Origin of the sequence: Streptomyces sp. NBC_01788 (assembly GCF_035917575.1) — a bacterium.
GTDB lineage: Bacteria > Actinomycetota > Actinomycetes > Streptomycetales > Streptomycetaceae > Streptomyces.
Map to the genome: position 1 here is coordinate 4863530 of NZ_CP109090.1, position 22029 is coordinate 4885558.

Consider the following 22029-nt stretch of genomic DNA (forward strand, 5'->3'; position numbering starts at 1 on the left):
ACACCCGAACAGCCGCACCCCTCTTCCGGTGCGGCCACCCCGACCGGTGAACACCAGCACACGTGTTCGCGTTCATCCGGCTCCGCCGGGCAGGCTGCCATGCACTCCGCGCTGCTGCCACCGCACCGTCACGGAGTCCGCGGGTAGCAGGGCGCCCATGACCCGCCGGGCCACGGGGCGCTGGGCGTCCCCGGTGTGTGCCCGCGCCGGGCCAGATTGGAACCGAAGGATCAAAACGGTCGGATAACACTCTGGCAAGGAGGGGTTTTCCGCCATGTCTACGCGCGTTACGCTGCGGCGGAACCAGCGCCTGGTATGGGCGCTTGCACGAAGGAGTCTCGTTCCATGCGCCGGGTGTCCCGTATAGCGGTTGCAGGTGTCGCAACCGCAGCTCTCGCCGTCACTGTTTCCGCATGTGGCAGCAGCTCGTCCAGCTCGTCGGCCGGTGGCGGCGACAAGAACCTCGGTCTTGCCCTCGCCTACGACGTCGGCGGCAAGGGCGACCAGTCCTTCAACGACGCCGCCACGGCCGGCATGGACAAGGCCGACCAGGAGTTCGGTTACAAGAGCACTGCCGTCGAGCCGCAGGACGGCGAGTCGGACGCCGACAAGGTACAGCGCCTGGAGACCCTCGCCAAGCAGGGCTACAATCCGGTGGTCGGCGTCGGCTTCGCCTACGCGCCGGCCGTCAAGGCCGCCGCCGCCAAGTTCCCGAAGACCACCTTCGGCATCGTCGACGACAACCAGATCTCGGCGAGCAACGTCACCGACCTGGTCTTCCACGAGGAGCAGGCCTCCTACCTGGCCGGTGTCGCCGCCGCCAAGACGACCAAGACGAACACCGTCGGCTTCATCGGCGGCGTGGACGTCCCGCTCATCCACAAGTTCGAGGCGGGCTTCAAGCAGGGCGTCGCGGACACCAAGAAGGGCGTCACGGTCAAGTCGCAGTACCTGACCCAGACCGCCGAGGAGGGCGGTTTCTCCAGCCCCGACAAGGGTGAGAACGCCGCCAACGGCCAGATCGACGCCGGTGCCGACGTCGTCTACGCCGCCGCGGGCCTGTCCGGCCAGGGCGTGATCAAGGCCGCCTCCGAGCACAAGATCTGGGCCATCGGCGTCGACTCCGACCAGTACAAGCAGGGCGCGCTGGCCAAGTACAAGGACTCGATCCTCACCTCGGCCATGAAGGACGTCTCCGGCGCGGTCTTCAACCTGGCCAAGTCCGTCAAGGACGGCAAGCCCGAGACCGGTGAGGTGCGCGCCAGCCTGGCCACCGGCGGTGTGAGCCTTTCCGACTCCAACCCCGTCTTCAAGAAGAACGCCGACCTCCAGAAGGCGATCAAGAAGGCCGAGGAAGCCATCAAGAACGGCTCGATCACGGTCAAGGACTCCTGACCGAACGACCGCGGGCGGCCCCTCGTAGGGATGGCCTGAACGACGCTGCGGCGGCAGCGTCACAGCGGCGGAACGGGGTGTGGAAGCGCACAGCGACTCGCACCCCGTTCACGCGGCAGAATGCTCGGAACGGATCGAGGACAAGTCAAGGTCGATCAGGTCCGGGCACTATTTAAAGCAGGGGCGCTACGCGCGTAGAGCGGCCCCTTTCCCCAAGGAGAGTCGCCATCGACGCGTCCAGCAGCCCTCCGCTCACCGCCCAGCCGACCATCGCGGTAGAGCTCGCGGGCATCACCAAACGGTTCCCCGGGGTCGTGGCCAACCACGACATCCACCTGACGGTCCGCAAGGGAACCGTGCACGCCCTCGTCGGCGAGAACGGCGCCGGCAAGTCCACCCTGATGAAGATCCTCTACGGCATGCAGAAGCCGGACGAGGGCACCATCGCGGTCGACGGCGAGGAGGTGAGCTTCGGCAGCCCCGCCGACGCCATCGCCCGCGGCATCGGCATGGTCCACCAGCACTTCATGCTGGCCGACAACATGACCGTGCTGGAGAACGTCGCCCTCGGCAGCGAGAAGCTGTACGGCATCGGCGGCGGCGCCCGAAGGAAGATCAAGGAGATCTCCGACCGCTACGGCCTCGGCGTCCGCCCCGACGCCCTGGTCGAGAACCTCGGCGTCGCCGACCGTCAGCGCGTGGAGATCCTCAAGGTCCTCTACCGCGGCGCCCGCACCCTCATCCTCGACGAGCCGACCGCCGTGCTCGTCCCGCAGGAGGTCGACGCGCTCTTCGACAACCTGCGCGAGCTCAAGGCCGAGGGCCTGTCGGTCATCTTCATCTCCCACAAGCTGGGCGAGGTCCTGTCGGTCGCGGACGACATCACCGTCATCCGCCGCGGCACCACCGTGGGCACGGCCGTTCCCGCCGAGACCACCTCGCGCCAGCTCGCCGAGATGATGGTCGGCAGCGAACTGCCCACCCCGGAGACCGCCGAGTCCACGGTCACCGACCGCGCGGTCCTCACCGTCGACAAGCTGCGCCTGGAGGCCGAGGGCGGCCGGGCCGTCCTCGACGACATCAGCTTCACCATCCGCGCCGGCGAGGTCCTCGGCCTCGCGGGCGTCGAGGGCAATGGCCAGACCGAGCTGATCGAGGCGCTCATCGGCCTGCAGTCCGCCGACTCCGGCACGATCACCCTCGGGGACGAGGACGTCACCTCCTGGCCCACCCGCAGGCGCCGCGAGTCCGGCGTCGGCTACATCCCCGAGGACCGCCACCGGCACGGGCTCCTGCTGGAGGCCCCGCTGTGGGAGAACCGCATCCTCGGCCACGTCACCGAGCGCCCCAACGCCAAGGGCTTCTGGCTCGACCCCAAGGGCGCCCAGGAGGACACCCGCCGGATCGTCGAGGAGTACGACGTCCGCACCCCCGGCATCGACGTCACCGCCGCCTCCCTGTCCGGCGGCAACCAGCAGAAGCTGATCGTCGGCCGTGAGATGAGCCACAGCCCCAAGTTCCTGATCGCCGCCCACCCCACCCGCGGTGTGGACGTCGGCGCGCAGGCCGCGATCTGGGACCACATCCGTGAGGCCCGCCGCGAGGGCCTGGCGGTGCTGCTGATCTCCGCCGACCTGGACGAGCTGATCGGTCTGTCCGACACCCTGCGGGTGATCTACAACGGCCGCCTGGTCGCCGACGCCGACCCCGCCACCATCACCCCCGAGCAGCTGGGCTCGGCCATGACGGGTGCCGCGTCCGGCCATCTGGAAGACACCGAAACCACCGCGGAAGACGCCGGTCCGGAGGACGAGGCCCGATGAAGAAGTTCGACAAGGAGCGCGTGCTCCTCGCGGTGGCCGGCCCGGTCATCGCGCTCGTCGCGGCGATCCTGCTGACCTCGGTCGTGCTGATCGCCTCGGGCAAGAGCCCGATCGAGCCGTACACGCTGATGCTCGAGCAGGCGTCGTACTCCGACGTCCAGGTGCTGATCATCAACCAGGCGTCGATGTACTACCTGGCGGCGCTCGCGGTGGCCGTCGGCTTCCGCATGAACCTGTTCAACATCGGCGTCGACGGCCAGTACCGGCTCGCCGCGATGATGACCGCCGTCGTCGGCGCCCACCTGGCGCTGCCGTCCTTCCTGCAGATACCGACGCTGCTGCTCGTCGGCATGCTCACCGGCGCCCTCTGGGCCGGTGTCGCGGGTCTGCTGAAGGTCACCCGGGGCGTGAGCGAGGTCGTCGCCACGATCATGCTCAACGCCATCGCCACCAGCCTCATCGGCTACCTCACCCTCAGCGACGTCTTCGGTGTGCAGGTCGGCAACAACATGACGACCGGCACCATGAAGGAGTCCGGCTGGGTCTCGGGCATCGACCTCGGCTCGGACGTCGGCCAGATCTACGGCCTGGTCGTCCTCGCCGTCGCCATGGGCGTCGTCTACTGGATCGTCCTCAACCGCACCCGCTTCGGCTTCGACCTGCGCGCCACCGGCGCGTCGGAGAGCGCCGCCGCCGCATCCGGTGTGAACGCCAAGAAGATGGTGCTCACCGCCATGCTGATCTCCGGCGCGGTCGCGGGCCTGTCCGGCCTGCCGCTGCTGCTCGGCGACGCCCACACCTACAGCCTGAGCTTCCCGACCGGCCTCGGCTTCACCGGCATCACCATCGCCCTGCTCGGCCGCAACAACCCGGTCGGCATCGCCTTCGCCGCCCTCCTGATCGCCTTCCTCGACAAGGCCTCTCCCGCCCTCGACTACGCCACCCCCGTGGCGTACGAGAAGGAGATCGCCACCATCATGCAGGGCTTGATCGTCTTCGCGGTCGTCATCTCCTACGAGGCCGTTCGCCAGTGGGGCCTGCGCCGCCAGCAGAAGCAGGTCGGCGCCGAGCTCGCCGCGGCCGCCGCCCAGAACAACGTCCAGAAGAAGGAGGTGGCGGCCTGATGTCCACCGCGACCATCGCCAAGCCGCAGGCCAAACAGCCCGGCAAGGGCAGCCGCCGTGTCTCCCTCCCGGTACTCCTGCTGATCATCGCGGGCGTGCTGGTCCTGACCTCGGTCGTCCGCATCGTCACCGGCGCGAACGGCATCACCTCGACCGGCCAGATGTCCACCGCGCTGCGCCTGGCCGTCCCGATCGGCCTCGCCGGCCTCGGCGGCCTGTGGGCCGAGCGGTCCGGCGTCGTCAACATCGGCCTCGAGGGCATGATGATCCTCGGCACCTGGTTCGGCGCCTGGGCCGGCTACCAGTGGGGCCCGTGGGCCGGTGTCGTCTTCGGCATCATCGGCGGCGCGCTCGGCGCCGTCCTGCACGCCATCGCCACGGTGACCTTCAACGTCAACCACATCGTCTCCGGTGTGGCGATCAACATCCTGGCACTCGGCACCACCCGCTACCTGTCGAAGTTCACCTTCGAGCACGCCCCCGGGGGTTCCTCGAAGCAGTCCCCGCCGATCGACTCGCTCGGCACCTTCGACATACCGGGCCTGTCCAGCTGGCTGGAGACCCTCAACGGCAAGCACTGGTTCCTGGTCTCCGACGTCGCCGGCCTGCTCGGCGGTCTGATCACCGGCCTGTCGCCGCTGACCGTCATCGCGGTCGCCCTGGTGCCGCTGTCCTGGTGGGTGCTGTGGCGCACCGCCTTCGGGCTGCGCCTGCGCTCCTGCGGCGAGAACCCGGTGGCCGCCGAGTCGCTCGGCGTCAACGTCTACAAGTACAAGTACATCGCCGTCATCATCTCCGGCGGCTTCGCCGGCCTCGGCGGCGCGTTCCTGTCCATCGTGGCCTCGAACGTCTACCTCGACGGCCAGACCGCCGGCCGCGGTTACATCGGTCTCGCCGCGATGATCTTCGGCAACTGGATGCCGGGCGGCCTCGCCCTCGGCGCCGGCCTGTTCGGCTACACCGACAGCCTGAACCTGCGTGGCGGCACCACCAACGTGCACGCGCTGATCCTTTTGCTTGCGATCCTGCTGGTGTTCGGCGCGGCATACCTGCTCTGGAAGAAGAGGCTGGTGCCCGCCGTCATCACCGCCGTGGTCTCGGCGGGGATGTTCGCCTGGTACCTCGGCACCCACGAGGTGCCCAAGCAGGTCGTGACCGCCACGCCGTACATCGTCACCCTGCTGGTGCTGTCGCTCTCGGCACAGCACCTGCGGATGCCGAAGGCGGACGGTCAGCCGTACCGGAAGGGACAGGGCAAGTGAGCGCGGACACGACGGTCGACTGGGCGGCGCTGCGCCAGGAGGCGCGCGCGGCGATGACCCGCGCGTACGTCCCCTACTCGAACTACCCGGTCGGCGCCGCCGCCCTGGCCGACGACGGCCGGATCGTCACCGGCTGCAACGTCGAGAACGCCTCCTACGGGCTCGGCCTGTGCGCCGAGTGCGGTCTGGTCTCGCAGCTCGCGAACACCGGGGGCGGCCGGCTGACGCACTTCACGTGCGTGGACGGCAAGGGCGAGATCCTCGTCCCGTGCGGGCGCTGCCGCCAGCTGCTGTACGAGTTCGGCGGGCCGGAGCTGATCCTGGAGACCCCGGCGGGAATCCTGCCGCTGTCCGAGATGCTGCCGCAGGCCTTCGGGCCGGACCACCTCACCAAGTAGGACCCGGGCGGCTTTCCCGTACCCCCCTTGGGGCCGGGGAAGCCGCCCGCCCCCTTCGCACCCCGGAAGGAACCGAACCTCATGGCCATGGACGCCATCTCCGTCATCCGCACCAAGCGGGACCGCGGCGAACTCAGCGGCGAGCAGATCGACTGGGTGATCGACGCGTACACCCGCGGGGAGGTCGCCGACGAGCAGATGTCCGCGCTCGCGATGGCCATCCTCCTCAACGGCATGAACCGGGGGGAGATCGCCCGCTGGACCGCGGCGATGATCGCCTCCGGCGAGCGCATGGACTTCTCCTCCCTGTCCCGCCCCACCGCCGACAAGCACTCCACGGGCGGTGTCGGTGACAAGATCACGCTGCCGCTGGCCCCGCTGGTCGCGGCCTGCGGCGCGGCCGTCCCGCAGCTCTCGGGCCGCGGCCTCGGCCACACCGGCGGCACGCTGGACAAGCTGGAGTCGATCCCCGGCTGGCGTGCGCTGCTGTCCAACGAGGAGATGCTGTCCGTGCTGGACGGCGCCGGCGCGGTGATCTGCGCGGCGGGCGACGGCCTGGCCCCCGCGGACAAGAAGCTGTACGCCCTGCGCGATGTGACCGGCACGGTCGAGGCGATCCCGCTGATCGCCTCCTCCATCATGTCCAAGAAGATCGCCGAGGGCACGGGCTCGCTGGTCCTCGACGTGAAGGTGGGCACCGGCGCCTTCATGAAGACCCTCGACGACGCCCGTGAGCTTGCCTCCACGATGGTCGGCCTGGGAACCGACCACGGCGTGCGGACCGTCGCGCTCCTGACCGACATGTCGACCCCGCTCGGCCTGACGGCGGGCAACGCGCTGGAGGTCCGTGAGTCGGTCGAGGTCCTGGCCGGCGGCGGCCCGGCGGACGTGGTCGAGCTGACGCTGGCCCTGGCGCGCGAGATGCTGGACGCGGCCGGCCTGAAGGACGCGGACCCGGCGAAGGCCCTGGCCGACGGCTCCGCCATGGACGTCTGGCGCCGCATGATCGCGGCCCAGGGCGGCGACCCCGACGCCCCCCTGCCCACCTCCCGGGAACAGCACGTGATCACGGCCCCGTCCTCCGGCGTCCTGACCCGCCTCGACGCCTACGACGTCGGTGTCGCCGCCTGGCGCCTGGGCGCCGGCCGTGCCCGCAAGGAGGACCCGGTCCAGGCGGGCGCGGGCGTCGAGCTGCACGCCAAGCCCGGCGACCTGGTGACCGAGGGCCAGCCCCTCCTGACCCTCCACACCGACACCGCCGAGCGCTTCGAGTACGCGCTCCAGTCGGTCGAGGGCTCGTACGACATCGCGGCCCCCGGCACGGACTTCACCGCCTCGCCGGTGGTGCTGGAACGTATCGCCTGACCTGCGCCCGCGGCCGGAGGCCGCTGATGTCACGGCTTGTTCGGGTGAACGGGACCGGTGGACCTCCACCGGTCCCGTTCCGCATGCTGGGATCGGTGACGCACCGATAGGGAGCCGTCGTGAGCGCACTCATCGTCAGCGGCTGACAGGTCGTCAGCCCAGCAGTGCCGCGACCACCACCAGCACCGGCACCGACAGGATCGTCGACAGCAGGATGGACTCGCGGGCCAGGGACTCGCCGACGCGGTAGCGGCTCGCGTAGGTGAACAGGTTCTGTGCGGCGGGCAGGGCCGAGGTCACCACCACTGCCAGCAGCGGCGCTCCGCTCAGGTCGAAGACGCCCGCCGCCAGGGCCCAGGCCACCAGTGGCTGGCCCACCGACTTCAGGGCGACGGCGAGCAGCACCAGGTGGCGGTCGCGGCCGCGGCCGGGGGCCGCGCTGCCGCGCAGGGAGATGCCGTAGGCCAGCAGGACGGCCGGGACCGACATGTTGCCGATCAGGGCGATCGGGTCCATGACCGCGCCGGGTACCCGCAGGCCGGTCGCGGAGACCAGGACCCCGCTCAGGGAGCCCACCGCGATCGGGTTGCGCAGCGGGGTGAGCAGGCGTTGCCACAGGGATCCCTTCTCGCCCGTGCCGGAGAGATCCAGCACCGTCAGGGCGATGGGCGTGACCATGATCTGCTGGAACAGCAGCACCGGGGCCACCAGGGAGGCGTCGCCCAGGACGTACACGGCGATCGGGATGCCGAGGTTGCCGGAGTTGGCATAGCTGGAGCACAGGGCACCGATCGTGGTGCGGCCCACGCCCCAGCGGCGGACCGCGCCGAAGGCCACGAAGACGCACGCCGTCACGGCCGTGCTCAGCGCCGTCACCAGCAGCCGGCTGGAGAAGATCACCGACAGGTCGGCCCGCGCGAGCGTCGTGAACAGCAGGGCGGGGGACGCCACGTGGAAGGCCAGCCTGGTCAGCACCTCACGGCCCTGGTCGCCGAGTGAGCCGCGGCGCCCGATGACGTAGCCGACGCCGATCACGACCGCGATGACCGCGAACCCGCTCAGCACCCCTTGCACACGGCCTCCTCCACGGGCAGGAGGCCGTCGGGTATCCAGGGCGGTGCTGATCCGTGGGGCATACGGTCACCCTCGGGTGAGGGCGGGGAGCGGGTCAATGTGATCTCCGGCGGGCCTTTGGCCACGGGTCCGCGATGAGTTGTGCCCGGCCGCACGGTCTACAGACTGTGGATGCCAGGACACCTGCCGTGCTCGTGCTCGCCGGCCCCGTCACCCGGGAGGAGATGGCGCGGCTGTGCGCGGGCGTGCGGGCCCTGCTGGAGGACACCCGGGCCGGAGTTGTGGTGTGTGACGTCGGGGGGCTCGGACCGCCGGGGCTCGGTGTGGTTGACCTGCTGGCGCGGCTCCAGCTCACCGCCCGGCGGGCCGGCGTCCGCATCCGGCTGCGCGACCCCGATCCGGCGCTAGACGCCCTCCTCGGTCTGGTCGGCCTCTCCTTCGAGATGGAGCGGCAGCCCGAACAGCGGGAACCACCGCTGGGTGTCGAGGAAGCAGTGGAACCCGGTGATCCGGCCCTCTGACGTCTCCAGGACCTGCACCGCCCACGGGGTGAAGCCGCCGTTGTCCGGGTCCGGCTTGTACTGGGCGAAGCCCGGCATCCCGTTGGCCCGCACCGGCAGCAGCCGGGAGCCCGCGCAGGCCGCGCCCAGCGTCGTCATGAAGCCGGTGATGTCCGAGGGGCCCGTCAGCCACAGGTCGAACGGCGGCATCGTCATCACCGCGTCCTCGTGCAGCAGCGCGGTCAGCTCCGCCATGTCGTACCCCTCGAACGCCTTCACATAGCGCTCCAGAAGCCGTCGCTGGGCCTCGTCCAGCGGGTCCGAAACGGCCGCCTCGGCGGCCTTGTCGCCCCGCTCGGCGAGCGTGGCGCGGGCCCGCTGCAGGGCGCTGTTGACCGAGGCGACCGACGTGCCCAGCAGCTCGGCGACCTCACTCGCCCGCCAGGCCAGCACCTCGCGCAGGATCAGCACGGCCCGCTGCTTGGGCGGCAGTTGCTGCAACGTGGCCATGAAGGCGAGCCGCACCGAGTCCTTGGTGACGGCCGCCTCCGCCGGATCCTCCACCGGAGGCAAAACCCGGGCGTCCGGCATCGGCTCCAGCCAGGTGTGGTCCGGGCGCGGGGACAGTGCCGCGCGGGCCAGTGGCGTGGACTCGGTCAGGTCCATGGGCCGGGCGCGCTTGTTGCCCGCCGCCAGCATGTCCAGGCAGACGTTCGTCGCGATGCGGTAGAGCCACGAGCGGAGGCTGGAGCGCCCCTCGAACTTGTCGTAGCTCCGCCAGGCCCGCACGAGGGTGTCCTGGACCGCGTCCTCCGCCTCGAAGGACGAGCCGAGCATGCGGTAGCAGTAACCGGTCAGCTCGACCCGGTACTCCTCCAGCCGCTCGTCGAGACCCGTCGTCCCCGTCGTGCCGTTTCCCATCGTCCACCCGCCCCCGTGGCCGTCCCGTTCGTGCCTGTGCGCGTCATCACGCCCAGCACTCCGGAAGCTACCGCAGCCCACTGACAACGACCCCTGGAGCGGAGAACCCGCAGGTCGGGAGGTTGTGCGGTCATGTACCCGCGGCCCGGACACCGGCGTCCCGGACGGCCATCGGGGCGGTGGGCGAACGACTCTCCGGCGGGGCGTACGACCCCGTCGGAGCCCGCCATGTCACCTTCGCCCACGATGACGGCGCCGGAGCCGACGAAGGCGCCGACACCGACCGGCAGCGGGTCTCCCACCACGGCTGCGCCGGCGCCGGCGCCCGACTCCCGGCCCGGCGCGGCTGAGAGGCCCGGCACACGGCGTCGGTGAGCTGTTCTGCGTCCGGCGCGGCTACGCATACACCGCGCCCGGCGCGGCTGAGCGATCCGCATCCGGCCGTGACCACCGAGCCGCCCGGCGCCCACCGTGGCCCAGCCGCCCAGCCGCCCAGCCGCCCAGCCGCCCAGCCGCCCAGCCGCCCAGCCGCCCAGCCGCCCAGCTCCCGGCGCGGTTGAGCGGTCCGGTGTGCGATGTGCCGTTACGCCGGCACCGGCTCCCGCCGCGCCGCGACCCTGGCCGCCCGAGAGCCGAGCGCCGTGATCGTCACGACGCCCAGGACGGCCAGCAGGCCGACCCCGGCCGTTCCCGGCCAGCCCTGTGCGTGGAAGGCCATGGCGCCCACCGTGCTGCCCACGCTGGAGCCCACGTAGTAGGCGGACTGGTAGAGCGCCGAGGCCTGCGCGCGGCCGTGCGTCGCCGTCCGGCTGACCGCCGAGGAGGCGACCGCGTGACCGGCGAAGAAGCCCGCGGTGATCAGAACCAGACCCAGCAGGACCAGCGCGACCGAGTCCGCGAGGGACACCAGCAGACCCGCCGCCGTCGTGGCGCCCGCCAGATACAGGGCGCCCCTGCGGCCCAGGCGGCCCACCAGCCGCCCCGCCGTCGACGCGGACACCGTGCCCACCAGGTACACCAGGAAGATCGACCCGACGATGCCCTGCGGCAGGGAGAACGGCGCCTCGGTCAGGCGGTAGCCGATCGCCGTGTAGACCCCGCCGAACACCGTCATGAACAGCGCGCCGATCGCGTACAGGCGGCGCAGCAGCGGATCGGCGAGGTGGTCGCGGACCGAGCGCGCCAGCACCCGCGGGCGCAGCGAGCCCGCCCTGAAGTGCCGCGGCGCCGGAAGCAGCAGGCGGAAGGCCACCGCGCAGCCCACCGCGATCACTCCGATCACCCCGACGGCCACCCGCCAGCCCCACTCCTGGGCGACCCAGCCGGTGATGACCCGGCCGCTCATGCCGCCCACACTGTTGCCGGCCACGAACAGGCCGATCGCCGTGACCAGGGCCCGAGGCCGGACCTCCTCCGCCAGATACGCCTGCGCCGAGGCGGGCAGCCCCGCGAGGGCCGCGCCCTGCAGCGCCCGCAGCACCACCAGCGCGCCCAGCGACGGCGCGAACGGCACCAGCAGCCCGACGACCACCGCGACCGCCAGCGAGGCCGTCATGACCGTACGCCGTCCGAAACGCTCCGACAGGGCGCTCGCCGGGAGCACGAACAGCGCCAGGCCGCCCGTCGCGGCGGCCACCGTCCAGCTCGCGTCGCCCGCCGCCACATGGAACTCGCCGGAGATCAGTGGCAGCAGGGCCTGGGTGGAGTACAGCAGTGCGAAGGTGGCGACACCCGCGAGGAAGAGGGCGAGGCTCATCCGGCGGTAGCCGGGGCCGCCCGGGGTCATACGGGAGTCGGAGTCGGGGACTGAGGCGACGGCGCCCATGATGGTGGGCGCCCCGGTATCGGCGGGAGTCATGCGTCGACCGTAAGAAGGCCCGCACTCATCCGTCCAATGCATGGACTCGGCATAATCGTTCCCATGGTGCATCAGCCGAGGTCGCAGCCGCGTCTGTCACAGACCGGTGACACAGAAGACATCGTCGCGTTGCTGGCGCCCCGCCTCGCGTACTTCGAAGGCGTGGCCCGCACCGAGCACGTCACCCGGGCCGCGCAGGAGATGCGGGTCCCGCAGTCCACGCTCTCGCGGGCCATGGTCCGGCTGGAACAGGACCTCGGCGTCGACCTCTTCGCCCGCCGGGGCCGCACGGTCTCCCTGACCCCCGCGGGCCGCACCTTCCTGACCTCCGTGCAGCGCGCCCTCGCCGAGATCGAGCGCGCCGCCGAGGAGGTGCGCGCGGACGCCGACCCGGCCACCGGCAAGGTCGCCTTCGGGTTCCTGCACACCATGGGCGCCGAGACCGTACCCGGCCTCATCCACGCCTTCCGCGCCGACCACCCCCGCGTCCGCTTCAGCCTGGTGCAGAACTACGGCGAGGCCATGCTGGAGGGACTGCGGGCGGGCGAGCTCGATCTCTGCCTGACGTCCCCCGTGCCGGACGCCCCCGACCTGGTCGCCCGCCGCCTCGACGAGCAGAAGCTGCGTCTGGTCGTCCCCGCCGAGCACCGGCTCGCCGCCCGGCGCCGCATCCGCCTGGCCGAGGCCGCCGAGGAGTCGTTCGTGACCCTGGAGCCCGGCTACGGCCTGCGCCGCATCACCGACGCCCTGTGCCGGGAGGCCGGCTTCAAGCCGCGTGTCGCCTTCGAGGGCGAGGAGGCCGAGACCCTGCGCGGACTGGTCGCGGCGGGCCTCGGGGTCGCCCTTCTGCCCCCGCCGGCCTTCCCCCGCCCCGGAGTCGCCGAACTGACGGTGACGGCGCCGCGCGCGGTGCGGGAGATCGGTGTGGCATGGCTGGAGGGCCACCCGGACACGCCGCCGGTCGCGGCGTTCAAGAAGTTCCTCCTGGCCAAACGCGGCAGGCTGCTGCCCGCCTGAGGGCGAGTCGCCTCCCCTCCGGGGGTGCGCCGCCGCCCACCTGATGGCGGACTGCTCGCCACCGACGGTGAGTTGCTCCCCACGGGCGTGCGGCGGCCCTACCGCCGCAGTGTCCTCCCGAACCCGGCCGCGAGCGGCATCCGCAACCCCAGCGGCGGCGGCGCCGCCAGCGCGTCCTGCACCGGCCGTGAGAACACCCGCCCGAACAGCGAGCCCATGACGAAGTCGGTGGTGAGCGCCAGGACTTCGTCCCGGTACTGACGCAACCCGTGCCCGTCGGCGTGCACTTCGAACCGGCACACGCCCCGGTTCGCCTTCTTCGCCCGCTCCGCGAACCGGAACGACAGCTCGGGGTCGGTCCGTTCGTCGTTCGTGCCGTGCACGATCAGCACCTGGCGCCCGGCGAGCTGTTTGACCGGTTCGGGGGAGGCCGCCATGTCGTCCTCGGGCAGCCAAGGAGCCAGTGCCACCACGGAGTTGACGGCCTCGTGCCCGGCCGCGTGCAGCGCGGCCCGGCCGCCCATGCCGGGACCGGCCAGGCATACCGGCACGTCCCCGTAGCGCCGCACGACCTCCTCGACCGCCCAGGCGGCGTCGGCGGCCGCGTGTGCCTCGGCGCCGTTCCAGCCGCGGTAGCGGTAGTGCACCACGTGTACGGCCAGGTCCTCCTCGCGCCCGGCGCGGGCCAGCCGGCGCCCCAGCGCGCGCAGCGAGGCGGCCGCCAGCACCGGTGAGGGTCTGCGGGTGGACACCTCCTGGGCGCCCGGGAGCAGCAGCACCGCTCCGCCCACCGCCGCCGGCTCCGTGCCGAGCGTCCTCCCCAGCCGGGCCGTGCGAACCGGCGTCGCTTGGTGTGCCATGTCAGAACAGTGTCAGAAACACCGCTGCACGCCACCCGTCCGGGCGGTCACCGTTACATATCGACGGTTGTGTACACACGTGATCTACGCGCGTAGGAGTTACAGTGCGAAAATGACGAGCCAGACTGCGCACCAGGGGAACACCCCGAGCTCGGACCAGATCCGCCGGGCGCCCAAGGTTCTGCTCCACGATCACCTCGACGGCGGGCTCCGCCCGGGAACCGTCGTCGACCTGGCCCGCGCGTCGGGCTATGCGCACCTTCCCGAGACCGACCCGGACAAGCTCGGCCTGTGGTTCCGTGAGGCCGCCGATTCCGGCTCGCTGGAAAGGTACTTGGAGACGTTCTCGCACACCGTCGGCGTGATGCAGACCCGTGACGCCCTCGTCCGGGTCGCCCGCGAGTGCGCCGAGGACCTCGCCGAGGACGGCGTCGTCTACGCCGAGGTGCGCTACGCCCCCGAGCAGCACCTGGAGGGCGGGCTGAGCCTTGAGGAGGTCGTCGAGGCCGTCAACGAGGGCTTCCGCGAGGGCGAGCGCACCGCCCTGGAGAACGGTCACCGCATTCGGATCGGCGTGCTGCTGACCGCGATGCGGCACGCGGCCCGCGCCCTGGAGATCGCCGAACTCGCCAACCGCTACCGGGACTCGGGCGTGGTGGGCTTCGACATCGCGGGCGCCGAGGCCGGCTACCCGCCCACCCGGCACCTGGACGCCTTCGAGTATTTGAAGCGGGAGAACAACCACTTCACGATCCACGCGGGCGAGGCCTTCGGGCTGCCGTCCATCTGGCAGGCGCTCCAGTGGTGCGGCGCGGACCGCCTGGGCCACGGCGTGCGCATCATCGACGACATCCAGGTCCACGAGGACGGCACGGTCGAACTGGGGCGGCTGGCCTCCTACGTCCGCGACAAGCGCATCCCGCTGGAGCTGTGCCCCAGTTCCAACCTCCAGACCGGGGCGGCGTCCTCGTACGCGGAGCATCCGATCGGGCTGCTGCGCCGGCTCCACTTCCGGACCACTGTCAATACGGACAGCCGTCTCATGTCCCACACCAGCATGAGCCGGGAGTTCGAGCGGCTGGTCGAGGCATTCGGATACACGCTCGACGACATGCAATGGTTCTCTGTCAATGGGATGAAATCAGCATTCATCCCTTTCGATGAACGGCTGGCGATGATCAATGACGTGATCAAGCCCGGATATGCGGCGCTGAAATCCGAATGGCTGTTTCAGCAGACCGTGTCCACCAGGGGTTTCTCTTCCCCGGGAGAGTGATCGGCGGGTACGGGAACTCCTCCGGGGCGCATATTCCGTCCGTATTTCGATGTTTGCGGAAGACGGCTCGGCGTGTTTACGGTCGTGGACCGCTCAGTTCCCTGTCTTCCACCCAAGGACGCGTTTTCATGAAGCAGTCTGCCGCCAAGTCCCTCGGTGTCGTCGCCCTCGGGGCCGCCTTCGCCGCCTTCGCCGCCGTCGGCGCGGGCGCCGCGAGCGCCGCGCCGGCCGTTCCGGACGCCGGCCAGGCACTCGGCACCGTCGGCAAGGCGCTCCCGACGGAGAACGTCACCAAGTCGCTGCCCGGGGCCGGCCAGGCGCTGGACCAGGCCAGGCCCGCGATGCAGTCGGGTCTCGCGGCCGCGCAGCCGGCCGCTCAGGGCCTGCTCCAGAACGGCCCGACCAAGCCGGTCGGCGGTCTGCTCGGCGGCCTGCCGCTGCAGGGCCTGCCCACCCACGGCCTGCCGCTGAACGGGCTGCCGCTGGGCTGAGCCCCGGGGCCTCTTGCCGACCCCCCACCGCGGACACACCGGCACGGCTGGGGCGCACCTCCTGGTTCCAGGGTGCGCCCCAGCCGTGCCGCCGTGTCCGCGGATGCGGCGTTCACCACGCGCTGCCGGCCGTCCCCTCGGAGGGCAGCAGGATCCACAGCGCGATGTAGACCAGGAACTGCGGACCCGGCAGCAGGCAGGACAGCAGGAAGAGCACGCGCATCGTCGTCGCGGAGGTGTCGAAGCGCCGTGCCAGCGCAGCACACACTCCGCCGATCATGCGGCCGTGGGTCGGGCGGGCGAGGGCGGTCATCTCGACTCCTTCGTGGTCTGTCGGTGCGGGGCCTCCCCGTCGGCTGCCCCGTCCTGGTGCCGCGGCAGGTGACGTTTGCCCGGGGCGAACGTTGCCTGTCGGGGTACTGGTTCCACGCTACGGAGACGAAGGCGGCAGAGCGTCGCTCCACGGGGCGAGGCCGACCCTGGGAATCGTCGGGGTGCGCCCCTGAGGCGGGTCCTCCTGGCGATGGGCGGTCCGGTCCCTGCGCTCCGCCCCGCGGCGGAGGCGGGAGCGGCCGGCGGGGACGACCGCGAGGTGGGCGAGCGCCACGCCCACGGTGTTCATCAGGACCGTGTCGACGTCGACCACCCGGCCCGGCACGCCGGTCTGCAGCAGGGCGATGCCCAGCGAGGCCAGGGCGCCGGCGGCGACCGTGCGGATCAGCGAGCCGACCGGGGAGACACGGAGGCAGCCGTGCGTCATCGGCAGCAGTACGCCCAGTGGCCCGAGCAGCGCCAGTCCCTCGCCGATGCGCCGGGCCGCCCCGGGCCAGCCCAGCGCCAGGTCGGCCCGGACGGTGGCGAGCGGACGCAGATTGGGCGGCGTCACCCAGGGGACGTCCAGCGGACGCAGCGTGAGCCAGGCGACGAGCGCGAGGTGGGCGACGAGGAGGACACCCCCTGTCACGCGGACGTGGATCGCGGCACTGCCGCGGTTGGAGCCTTGACGCTGCACGCCACCCAAGACGCACCCCCCGGCACGATCGGTTCCGGCCGGACACCCCAGTGACAGGTGAGTGCTGCGCCACACCCGGCGCCGCGCCCGTGCCTCGCACGGGCGTGTCACGCGCGGTGGCGTCCCGGTGCGCCGCACCGGGCGCCGCCCCCCTGGGCACCGCACGCGGTGCCGCTCCCGTGCCGGGCGTGGTGCCCCGTACCGGTGCCGTTGCCGCGCGCCGCCTCTCCCGTCAGCCGTCCCCCACCGGGGCCGACGGGGGCAGGCCGGTGCCCGGGCGGGAGCGGAGCTCTCCGGTGCACTCGTAGCGGCGCAGGGCCGTGTCGTCCGGGCCGCCGAGGACGACGGAGCCGTCTCCCTCGGCGGCGGCCGAGTCGGACAGGGTGCACACGATCTGGGCGAGGGCGTACGGGGCGAGGCCGGCCGGTGCGCTGCTCAGCCGGAGCGTGTCGGCGGGGTCACGGGGGCGGGGCCCCTCGACCCTCAGTCCGCCCGGGACGTGCGTGGTGTACCCGGCCGCCTTCTCACCGGGCGACGGCGGCGTGGCGAGCTGGTCGAGCAGCCCCTGGGCCACGATCACCCGCCGCCGCGCGTCCACGGTGCTCTCCGGCACCCGTACCGTACGGTCGACGGTCACCAGCGACGAGCCGCACAGCAGGAACACCTGGACTGGCACGCCGCGCGAGGACTGGATGGCCAGGTCGGGCTGGGACAGCGAGCAGGGCACGCGGGAGGGCGCGCCGCCGAAGTCCGTGGGCACCTCGGTGGGCCGGATCCCGCACCCGGCGAGCAGCAGGCCGAGGGCGGTCAGCGCCGCCGGCAGGAGTCGGCGCGCGTTCATCGGGTGCCCCCCTTCGAGCCGTTGTCCTTCTGCCCGTGCTCGGTACGCTCCGCGGCGAGCTCGGAGGCGTCCCGCGGCAGCCGCAGCGTGAACACCGCACCGCCCTCGGGCGAGTTGGCCGCGGTGATGCCACCGCCGTGGATGTGCGCGTTGTTCAGGGCGATGGACAGTCCGAGGCCGCTGCCCTCGGAGCGGGGCCGGGACGCGCTCGCCTTGTAGAAGCGGTCGAAGACGTGCGGCAGCACGTCCTCGGGGATGCCCGGTCCGTGGTCGCGCACCTCGATGACGATCTCGGCGGGCCGCTCCGCCTCCGCGGCCGACTCGCGCACCGACACCCGCACCGGCGAGCCGCCGTGCTTGAGCGCGTTGCCGATGAGGTTGGCGAGGATGACGTCCAGGCGGCGCGGGTCGAGCTGGGCGTGGATGCCGCGCTCGGCGTCCAGCTCGACGGCGTCCAGCCAGGCGCGGGCGTCGATGCAGGCGGTGATCAGGTCGGCGATGTCGACGTCGTCCAGGACCAGCCGGGCCGTGCCCGCGTCGAAGCGAGTGACCTCCATCAGGTTCTCGACCAGGTCGTTCAGCCGCCGGGTCTCGCTGACGACGAGCCGGACCGCCGGCTCGATCATCGGGTCGATGCCACCGCCCTCGAATTCCAGTTCCTCCTCGAGGACTTCCGTCACGGCGGTGATGGCGGTCAGCGGCGTACGCAGCTCATGGCTCATGTCCGCGACGAAGCGGCGGGAGGACTCGTCGCGGGCCGCCATGTCGGCGACCCGTTTCTCCAGCGCCTCGGCCGCCTTGTTGAACGTCCGGGAAAGATCGGCGAGCTCGTCGGTGCCGGACACCCGCAGCCGGGTGTCGAGCTTGCCCTCGCCGAGCCGGCGCGCGGCGACTCCCAGCCGGTGCACCGGCTTCAGCACCGTCGTGGCGGCGGCCTGGGCGAGCAGGGCGGCACCGATGAGGGCCATGCCGGTGGCGATGCCCAGCGACCAGGCGAGCGAGTTGAGGTCCTTGGCCTCCGGCTCCAGCGACTTGAGCATGTAGCCGGTCGGACCGCCGCCGATCACCCGCGTGCCGGCCACCAGATACGGGGTGCCGTGCATGACGATCCGCTGCCAGTACAGGTGGTACGGCGCCTTGTTGGCCTTGGAGAGCGGCTGCTGCCTGTTCACCGCGGTGCGCAGCGAGAGGGGCACGTCCTGCAGCGAGAAGCCGTTCAGCCCTCCGGAGTTGCCGTACAGCGTCCTGCCGTTCGCGTCCTGGCCGACGAGCAGCACGCTGAAGCGCTGGCTGCTGCCGGCCATCTGCCCCGCGGTGTGCTGGAGCTGGTCCTGCGTGGTGTGCACCGGCAGCGCGCCCGCGCGGTTCTGCACCTCCTGCTGGAAGTCGCGCAGCGCCGCGTCCTGGGCGCGGGTGAGCACCGCCTCGCGGTTGAGCCAGTACGCGATCCCGGACGCCGACACCGCCGCGGTCAGCGCCACCAGCGCGAAGACGACGACCAGCCGCAGCCGCAGACTGGTGAACCGGAGCCGGGACAGCGTCCCCCTGTTGCGATCCGAGGCCCAGTCGCCGAGCCCGCCCTGCTCGTCGGTCACTGAGGCGCGTCCAGGCGGTAACCGACGCCGCGCACGGTACGGATCAGCGTCGGGGACGACGGCACGTCCTCCACCTTGGCGCGCAGCCGCTGCACGCAGGCGTCCACGAGCCGCGAGTCACCGAGGTAGTCGTGCTCCCACACCAGCCGCAGCAACTGCTGCCGGGACAGCGCCTGCCCGGGCCGGCGGCTCAGCTCCAGCAGCAGTCTCAGCTCGGTCGGGGTGAGCTGGAGGTCCTCGCCGTTCTTCGTCACGGTCATCGCCGCCCGGTCGATGACGAGGCTGCCGAAGGTCGCGGCGTCGTTCGCCTCCCGCTCGCCACGCCGCAGCACGGCCCGGATCCGGGCGTCCAGCACCCGCCCCTGCACGGGCTTGACCACGTAGTCGTCGGCGCCGGACTCCAGCCCGACCACCACGTCGATGTCGTCGCTGCGCGCGGTGAGCAGAATGATCGGCAGCTGGTCCGTGCGCCGGATGCGCCGGCACACCTCGAACCCGTCGATGCCGGGCAGCATCACGTCCAGCACGATCAGGTCCGGCCGCTGCTCGCGCAGCAGCTTCAGACCGTCCTCGCCGCTGGCAGCAGTGGCCACCCGGTGTCCCTGGCGCGTCAGTGAGAGCTCCAGGGCCGTTCGGATGGCGTCGTCGTCCTCGATCAGCAACAGGGAAGGCACGGGCCTCATTCTGGCGCATGCGGGGTCGCTGTTTCGACACCCGTACGGCACCCGTACCGCGACCTGCGCGCGGTAACGGGCTCCCGACCCCTGTGACAGGTCTGTGACAGTCGGCGGACATGGTCATGAAGTGACCACGGCAAGCTTTTCGGCACGGGGCAAGGAAGCAGGACGGAACACCGGGACTCCACGACGGGGGGCGCAAATGAACACACTGCAGAGCACCAGCCAGAGCGCAGTGGTCACGCGTCTGCACGATGTGGCCCGGTCTCCGGAGAAGTCCGGTGCCGTGAGCGGGCGGGGGTGCGCTCGCGGCACCGGGCGTCAGCACACCGCGCATGCGCCACAGGGGCTTCAGCCCCGCATGACGGTGGTTGACGCGAACACGGGGGAAACACACGGGGGAACCGCGTACGGGGAGGGCTCGGGGGAGCGCCGCACGCTGTCGGAGGCGGAGTTCACCGCCTACGTCCAGGAGCGCCGCGCCTCCCTGTACGCAACCGCCTACCACCTGACCGGCGACCGTTTCGAGGCCGAGGACCTGCTGCAGAGCGCGCTGTTCTCGACCTACCGGGCGTGGGACCGGATCAGTGACAAGGCAGCCGTCGGCGGATACCTCCGCCGCACCATGACCAATCTGCACATCAGCGCCTGGCGGCGCCGCAAGCTCAACGAGTACCCGACCGAGGAACTGCCGGAGACGCCCGGCGACACGGACGCCATGCGTGGCACCGAGCTGCGCACCGTTCTGTGGCAGGCGCTGGCCCGGCTGCCCGAGCTCCAGCGCACCATGCTGGTCCTGCGTTACTACGAGGGCCGTACGGACCCGGAGATCGCGGCCATCCTCGGCATCAGCGTCGGCACGGTGAAGTCCAGCATCTGGCGGTCCCTGCGCCGGCTGCGCGAGGACGAGGTCCTCAGCTTCGGCCGTGACCGTGAGGAGTCCTTCGGCGAACTGGTCGCCTGACACGACCGAAGGGCAGGGGGAACGGGGGAAAGGGAAAGCGGGGGAATCCCGGGGGGAACACAGGGCTCGGGGGAGCCACGGGGGACTCGGGAACACGGGGGAAGTGGGGAAACGGGGGAAAGCACGGGGGAACCCACGGGGGAAAGTGGGGGAGCACCAAGGGAGCGGGGCTGGAGGACCGGGGGGTCTGTCCAGTCCCGCTTTCGTGTCCCGCTTCCGGGCACGTGCGCACGCGCGTTGACGCGCGAGGGGGCGCACCAGGGGCGTACGAGATGCGTACGCCCCTCTGCCGTAGGCCGGTCGAGTCGTAGGCCGGTCGAGTCGTACGCCGGTCAGGCGGCCGTCCGTGTCTGCGCCTGCCGTCCCGCCGCCGCGGCGGCCAGCCGGCCCAGGGCCTCGTCCCGGTCGCAGGCGTGCGCGCCCAGCGTGATCTGACGGGCCACGATCGACCGTTCGGCGCGCATCAGCCGCCAGCCGCGGCGGATCAGGAACAGCACCGACTTGCGGCCCTCCTTCAGATCCCGCACGAAGCGCCGCCGGAACGTGGTGACCGGTCCGCGGTTCAGGCACAGCGCGTCGGCCAGGACGCCGAGTTCACGGCAGCGCCCCACGATCTCGGCGGCGAAGATGCCCTCCGCGATGAACAGCGGGGTGCGGCCGATGTGCAGCGTGTCCTCGCCGGTGCGGGCGCTCAGCGAGATGTCGTACACCGGCACGCTCGTGGTGCCCGTCGCGCACAGCCGGCTGATCGCCGCGACCGCGACGTCCGCGTCCCACGAGCCGGGGTGGTCCCAGTCGATGTCCGAACTCCCCGCCACCAGCGGCAGCGTCGGGTCGCCGGCCTCCTTGTAGAAGTCGTCGAGGCGCAGTACGGGCAGTCCGGCGCGGGCGGCGACCAGGGACTTGCCCGAGCCCGAGGGGCCGCACAGCAGTACGACACGGGCGGGAGGCGGAGGATGAAGGCTCACGGAACACCAGTTTGACGCATGGTGGCGCGCCTGCCGACCCCGCGGGTCGGCTTTGGAACGTGGGCTACGTCTCAACTACCCTGTGCGCTGTTCTCGTTACCGACCGCATCCGTAAGGCGGCACCAGTCATGGCTCGACACGCGTCCTCACCTCGTCCCACCGCCCGCCGTGCCCTGGTCGCCGTCGTGACCGCCGGGGCCGCCCTGGGCGTGGGCGCGACGACGGCCTCGGCGGAGATCCTCCCGGGCGGGGGCGAGGGGCGCCTGCTCAGCTCTCTCGGCCAGGCCGACGCGCAGTCGGGTGTGCAGGCGCTGGCCGGCACGGTCGGCCACACCACCGGGACCGTCACGGCCCTCAAGCCCAACCCGCTCGCGGGCACCGGCGTCGACCCGCTCGACAACGGCGTCGGCACCCAGGTCGCCGACTTCCAGCCGGTCGGCTCGAAGACGGTCACCGGCCCGGTGGCCCAGGCCCCGTCGGTGGGCGCCGTGCCGGTCGTCGGCCAGTTGCTCGGGTCGGTGCGCTGACCCGGGCGCACCCCGCGCGCACGGAGAGCCGCGCCTCCCCCGGACGGAGGGGAGACGCGGCTCTCGTCTGTGCGGGGCGCG

23 protein-coding genes are annotated in these 22029 nt (G+C 71.6%); 13 read left to right on the forward strand and 10 right to left on the reverse strand.

What is annotated here, in order from left to right; translation table 11 throughout:
* Positions 1 to 345 precede the first annotated feature (345 nt).
* The 6 genes from OIE49_RS22150 to OIE49_RS22175 all read left to right on the forward strand — a co-directional run bounded on the left by OIE49_RS22150 (position 346) and on the right by OIE49_RS22175 (position 7367).
* Positions 346 to 1395, forward strand: a complete 1050-nt coding sequence (locus tag OIE49_RS22150; RefSeq protein WP_326803792.1) for a BMP family lipoprotein — start codon at positions 346 to 348, stop codon at positions 1393 to 1395.
* Positions 1396 to 1622: 227 nt separating this feature from the next.
* A complete protein-coding gene (locus OIE49_RS22155) occupies positions 1623 to 3218 on the forward strand; it encodes an ABC transporter ATP-binding protein (protein ID WP_326806301.1) in 1596 nt (531 codons plus the stop codon).
* Entirely contained in the window at positions 3215 to 4342 is a 1128-nt protein-coding gene (locus tag OIE49_RS22160; protein ID WP_326803793.1) for an ABC transporter permease, read from the forward strand. The genes OIE49_RS22155 and OIE49_RS22160 overlap by 4 nt, the downstream gene beginning before the upstream one ends.
* On the forward strand, positions 4342 to 5604 hold the full coding sequence (locus tag OIE49_RS22165; RefSeq protein ID WP_326803794.1) for an ABC transporter permease: 1263 nt from the start codon (positions 4342 to 4344) through the stop codon (positions 5602 to 5604). The genes OIE49_RS22160 and OIE49_RS22165 overlap by 1 nt, the downstream gene beginning before the upstream one ends.
* Positions 5601 to 6002: a cytidine deaminase gene (locus OIE49_RS22170; protein WP_100569893.1), complete on the forward strand. Its 402-nt coding sequence runs from the start codon at positions 5601 to 5603 to the stop codon at positions 6000 to 6002. The genes OIE49_RS22165 and OIE49_RS22170 overlap by 4 nt, the downstream gene beginning before the upstream one ends.
* A gap of 81 nt (positions 6003 to 6083) precedes the next feature.
* Positions 6084 to 7367, forward strand: coding sequence for a thymidine phosphorylase (locus OIE49_RS22175; protein WP_326803795.1), 1284 nt, complete (start codon positions 6084 to 6086; stop codon positions 7365 to 7367).
* Between the two features lie 153 nt (positions 7368 to 7520).
* Here OIE49_RS22175 and OIE49_RS22180 read toward each other — a convergent pair whose 3' ends face one another.
* Complete coding sequence (locus OIE49_RS22180) at positions 7521 to 8441, reverse strand: AEC family transporter (RefSeq protein ID WP_326803796.1); 921 nt, start codon at positions 8439 to 8441, stop codon at positions 7521 to 7523.
* A gap of 134 nt (positions 8442 to 8575) precedes the next feature.
* Here OIE49_RS22180 and OIE49_RS22185 point away from each other — a divergent pair, with 134 nt between their 5' ends.
* Positions 8576 to 8962 (forward strand): STAS domain-containing protein, encoded by a 387-nt coding sequence (locus OIE49_RS22185; RefSeq protein ID WP_326803797.1) that lies wholly within the window; start codon positions 8576 to 8578, stop codon positions 8960 to 8962.
* Here OIE49_RS22185 and OIE49_RS22190 read toward each other — a convergent pair.
* A complete protein-coding gene (locus OIE49_RS22190) occupies positions 8846 to 9862 on the reverse strand; it encodes a sigma-70 family RNA polymerase sigma factor (RefSeq protein WP_326803798.1) in 1017 nt (338 codons plus the stop codon). The genes OIE49_RS22185 and OIE49_RS22190 overlap by 117 nt on opposite strands.
* Before the next feature lie 179 nt (positions 9863 to 10041).
* Between OIE49_RS22190 and OIE49_RS22195 the strand changes: the two genes are divergently transcribed.
* On the forward strand, positions 10042 to 10212 hold the full coding sequence (locus tag OIE49_RS22195; protein WP_326803799.1) for a hypothetical protein: 171 nt from the start codon (positions 10042 to 10044) through the stop codon (positions 10210 to 10212).
* A gap of 233 nt (positions 10213 to 10445) precedes the next feature.
* On the opposite strand, the gene OIE49_RS22200 is transcribed toward OIE49_RS22195, so the two are convergent.
* Positions 10446 to 11720, reverse strand: a complete 1275-nt coding sequence (locus tag OIE49_RS22200; protein ID WP_326803800.1) for an MFS transporter — start codon at positions 11718 to 11720, stop codon at positions 10446 to 10448.
* Positions 11721 to 11783: 63 nt separating this feature from the next.
* Between OIE49_RS22200 and OIE49_RS22205 the strand changes: the two genes are divergently transcribed.
* On the forward strand, positions 11784 to 12737 hold the full coding sequence (locus OIE49_RS22205) for a LysR family transcriptional regulator (RefSeq protein ID WP_326803801.1): 954 nt from the start codon (positions 11784 to 11786) through the stop codon (positions 12735 to 12737).
* A gap of 98 nt (positions 12738 to 12835) precedes the next feature.
* On the opposite strand, the gene OIE49_RS22210 is transcribed toward OIE49_RS22205, so the two are convergent.
* Positions 12836 to 13597 carry an alpha/beta hydrolase gene (locus OIE49_RS22210; RefSeq protein ID WP_326803802.1) on the reverse strand — a complete coding sequence of 254 codons (762 nt, stop codon included), beginning with the start codon at positions 13595 to 13597 and terminating at the stop codon, positions 12836 to 12838.
* A 112-nt stretch (positions 13598 to 13709) separates the two neighbouring features.
* Between OIE49_RS22210 and OIE49_RS22215 the strand changes: the two genes are divergently transcribed.
* Together OIE49_RS22215 and OIE49_RS22220 are read left to right on the forward strand one after the other, a co-directional pair.
* Positions 13710 to 14873, forward strand: a complete 1164-nt coding sequence (locus OIE49_RS22215) for an adenosine deaminase (protein ID WP_326803803.1) — start codon at positions 13710 to 13712, stop codon at positions 14871 to 14873.
* 128 nt (positions 14874 to 15001) lie between these two features.
* Positions 15002 to 15364, forward strand: coding sequence for an ATP-binding protein (locus tag OIE49_RS22220; protein ID WP_326803804.1), 363 nt, complete (start codon positions 15002 to 15004; stop codon positions 15362 to 15364).
* A 112-nt stretch (positions 15365 to 15476) separates the two neighbouring features.
* Here the strand turns inward: OIE49_RS22220 and OIE49_RS22225 are convergent, their stop codons facing one another.
* The 5 genes from OIE49_RS22225 to afsQ1 form a co-directional block, all read right to left on the reverse strand.
* Positions 15477 to 15677 carry a PspC domain-containing protein gene (locus OIE49_RS22225; RefSeq protein WP_326803805.1) on the reverse strand — a complete coding sequence of 67 codons (201 nt, stop codon included), beginning with the start codon at positions 15675 to 15677 and terminating at the stop codon, positions 15477 to 15479.
* A gap of 117 nt (positions 15678 to 15794) precedes the next feature.
* The gene (locus OIE49_RS22230; RefSeq protein WP_326803806.1) at positions 15795 to 16376 is read right to left on the reverse strand and encodes a VanZ family protein; all 582 of its coding nucleotides are present in this window, start codon (positions 16374 to 16376) and stop codon (positions 15795 to 15797) included.
* Positions 16377 to 16608: 232 nt separating this feature from the next.
* Positions 16609 to 17217 carry a hypothetical protein gene (locus OIE49_RS22235; protein WP_100569905.1) on the reverse strand — a complete coding sequence of 203 codons (609 nt, stop codon included), beginning with the start codon at positions 17215 to 17217 and terminating at the stop codon, positions 16609 to 16611.
* Complete coding sequence (locus OIE49_RS22240) at positions 17214 to 18812, reverse strand: HAMP domain-containing sensor histidine kinase (protein WP_326803807.1); 1599 nt, start codon at positions 18810 to 18812, stop codon at positions 17214 to 17216. Before OIE49_RS22240 ends, OIE49_RS22235 begins: the two co-directional genes overlap by 4 nt.
* On the reverse strand, positions 18809 to 19486 hold the full coding sequence (gene afsQ1, locus OIE49_RS22245) for a two-component system response regulator AfsQ1 (RefSeq protein WP_100569907.1): 678 nt from the start codon (positions 19484 to 19486) through the stop codon (positions 18809 to 18811). The genes OIE49_RS22240 and afsQ1 overlap by 4 nt, the downstream gene beginning before the upstream one ends.
* 205 nt (positions 19487 to 19691) lie before the next feature.
* Between afsQ1 and OIE49_RS22250 the strand changes: the two genes are divergently transcribed.
* Positions 19692 to 20453: a SigE family RNA polymerase sigma factor gene (locus OIE49_RS22250; protein ID WP_100569908.1), complete on the forward strand. Its 762-nt coding sequence runs from the start codon at positions 19692 to 19694 to the stop codon at positions 20451 to 20453.
* 332 nt (positions 20454 to 20785) lie between these two features.
* Here the strand turns inward: OIE49_RS22250 and OIE49_RS22255 are convergent, their stop codons facing one another.
* Positions 20786 to 21421 carry a uridine kinase family protein gene (locus tag OIE49_RS22255; RefSeq protein ID WP_326803808.1) on the reverse strand — a complete coding sequence of 212 codons (636 nt, stop codon included), beginning with the start codon at positions 21419 to 21421 and terminating at the stop codon, positions 20786 to 20788.
* 128 nt (positions 21422 to 21549) lie between these two features.
* On the opposite strand from OIE49_RS22255, the gene OIE49_RS22260 reads away from it, so the two are divergent.
* Positions 21550 to 21948 (forward strand): hypothetical protein, encoded by a 399-nt coding sequence (locus tag OIE49_RS22260; protein WP_326803809.1) that lies wholly within the window; start codon positions 21550 to 21552, stop codon positions 21946 to 21948.
* The last annotated feature ends 81 nt before the right edge of the window (positions 21949 to 22029 follow it).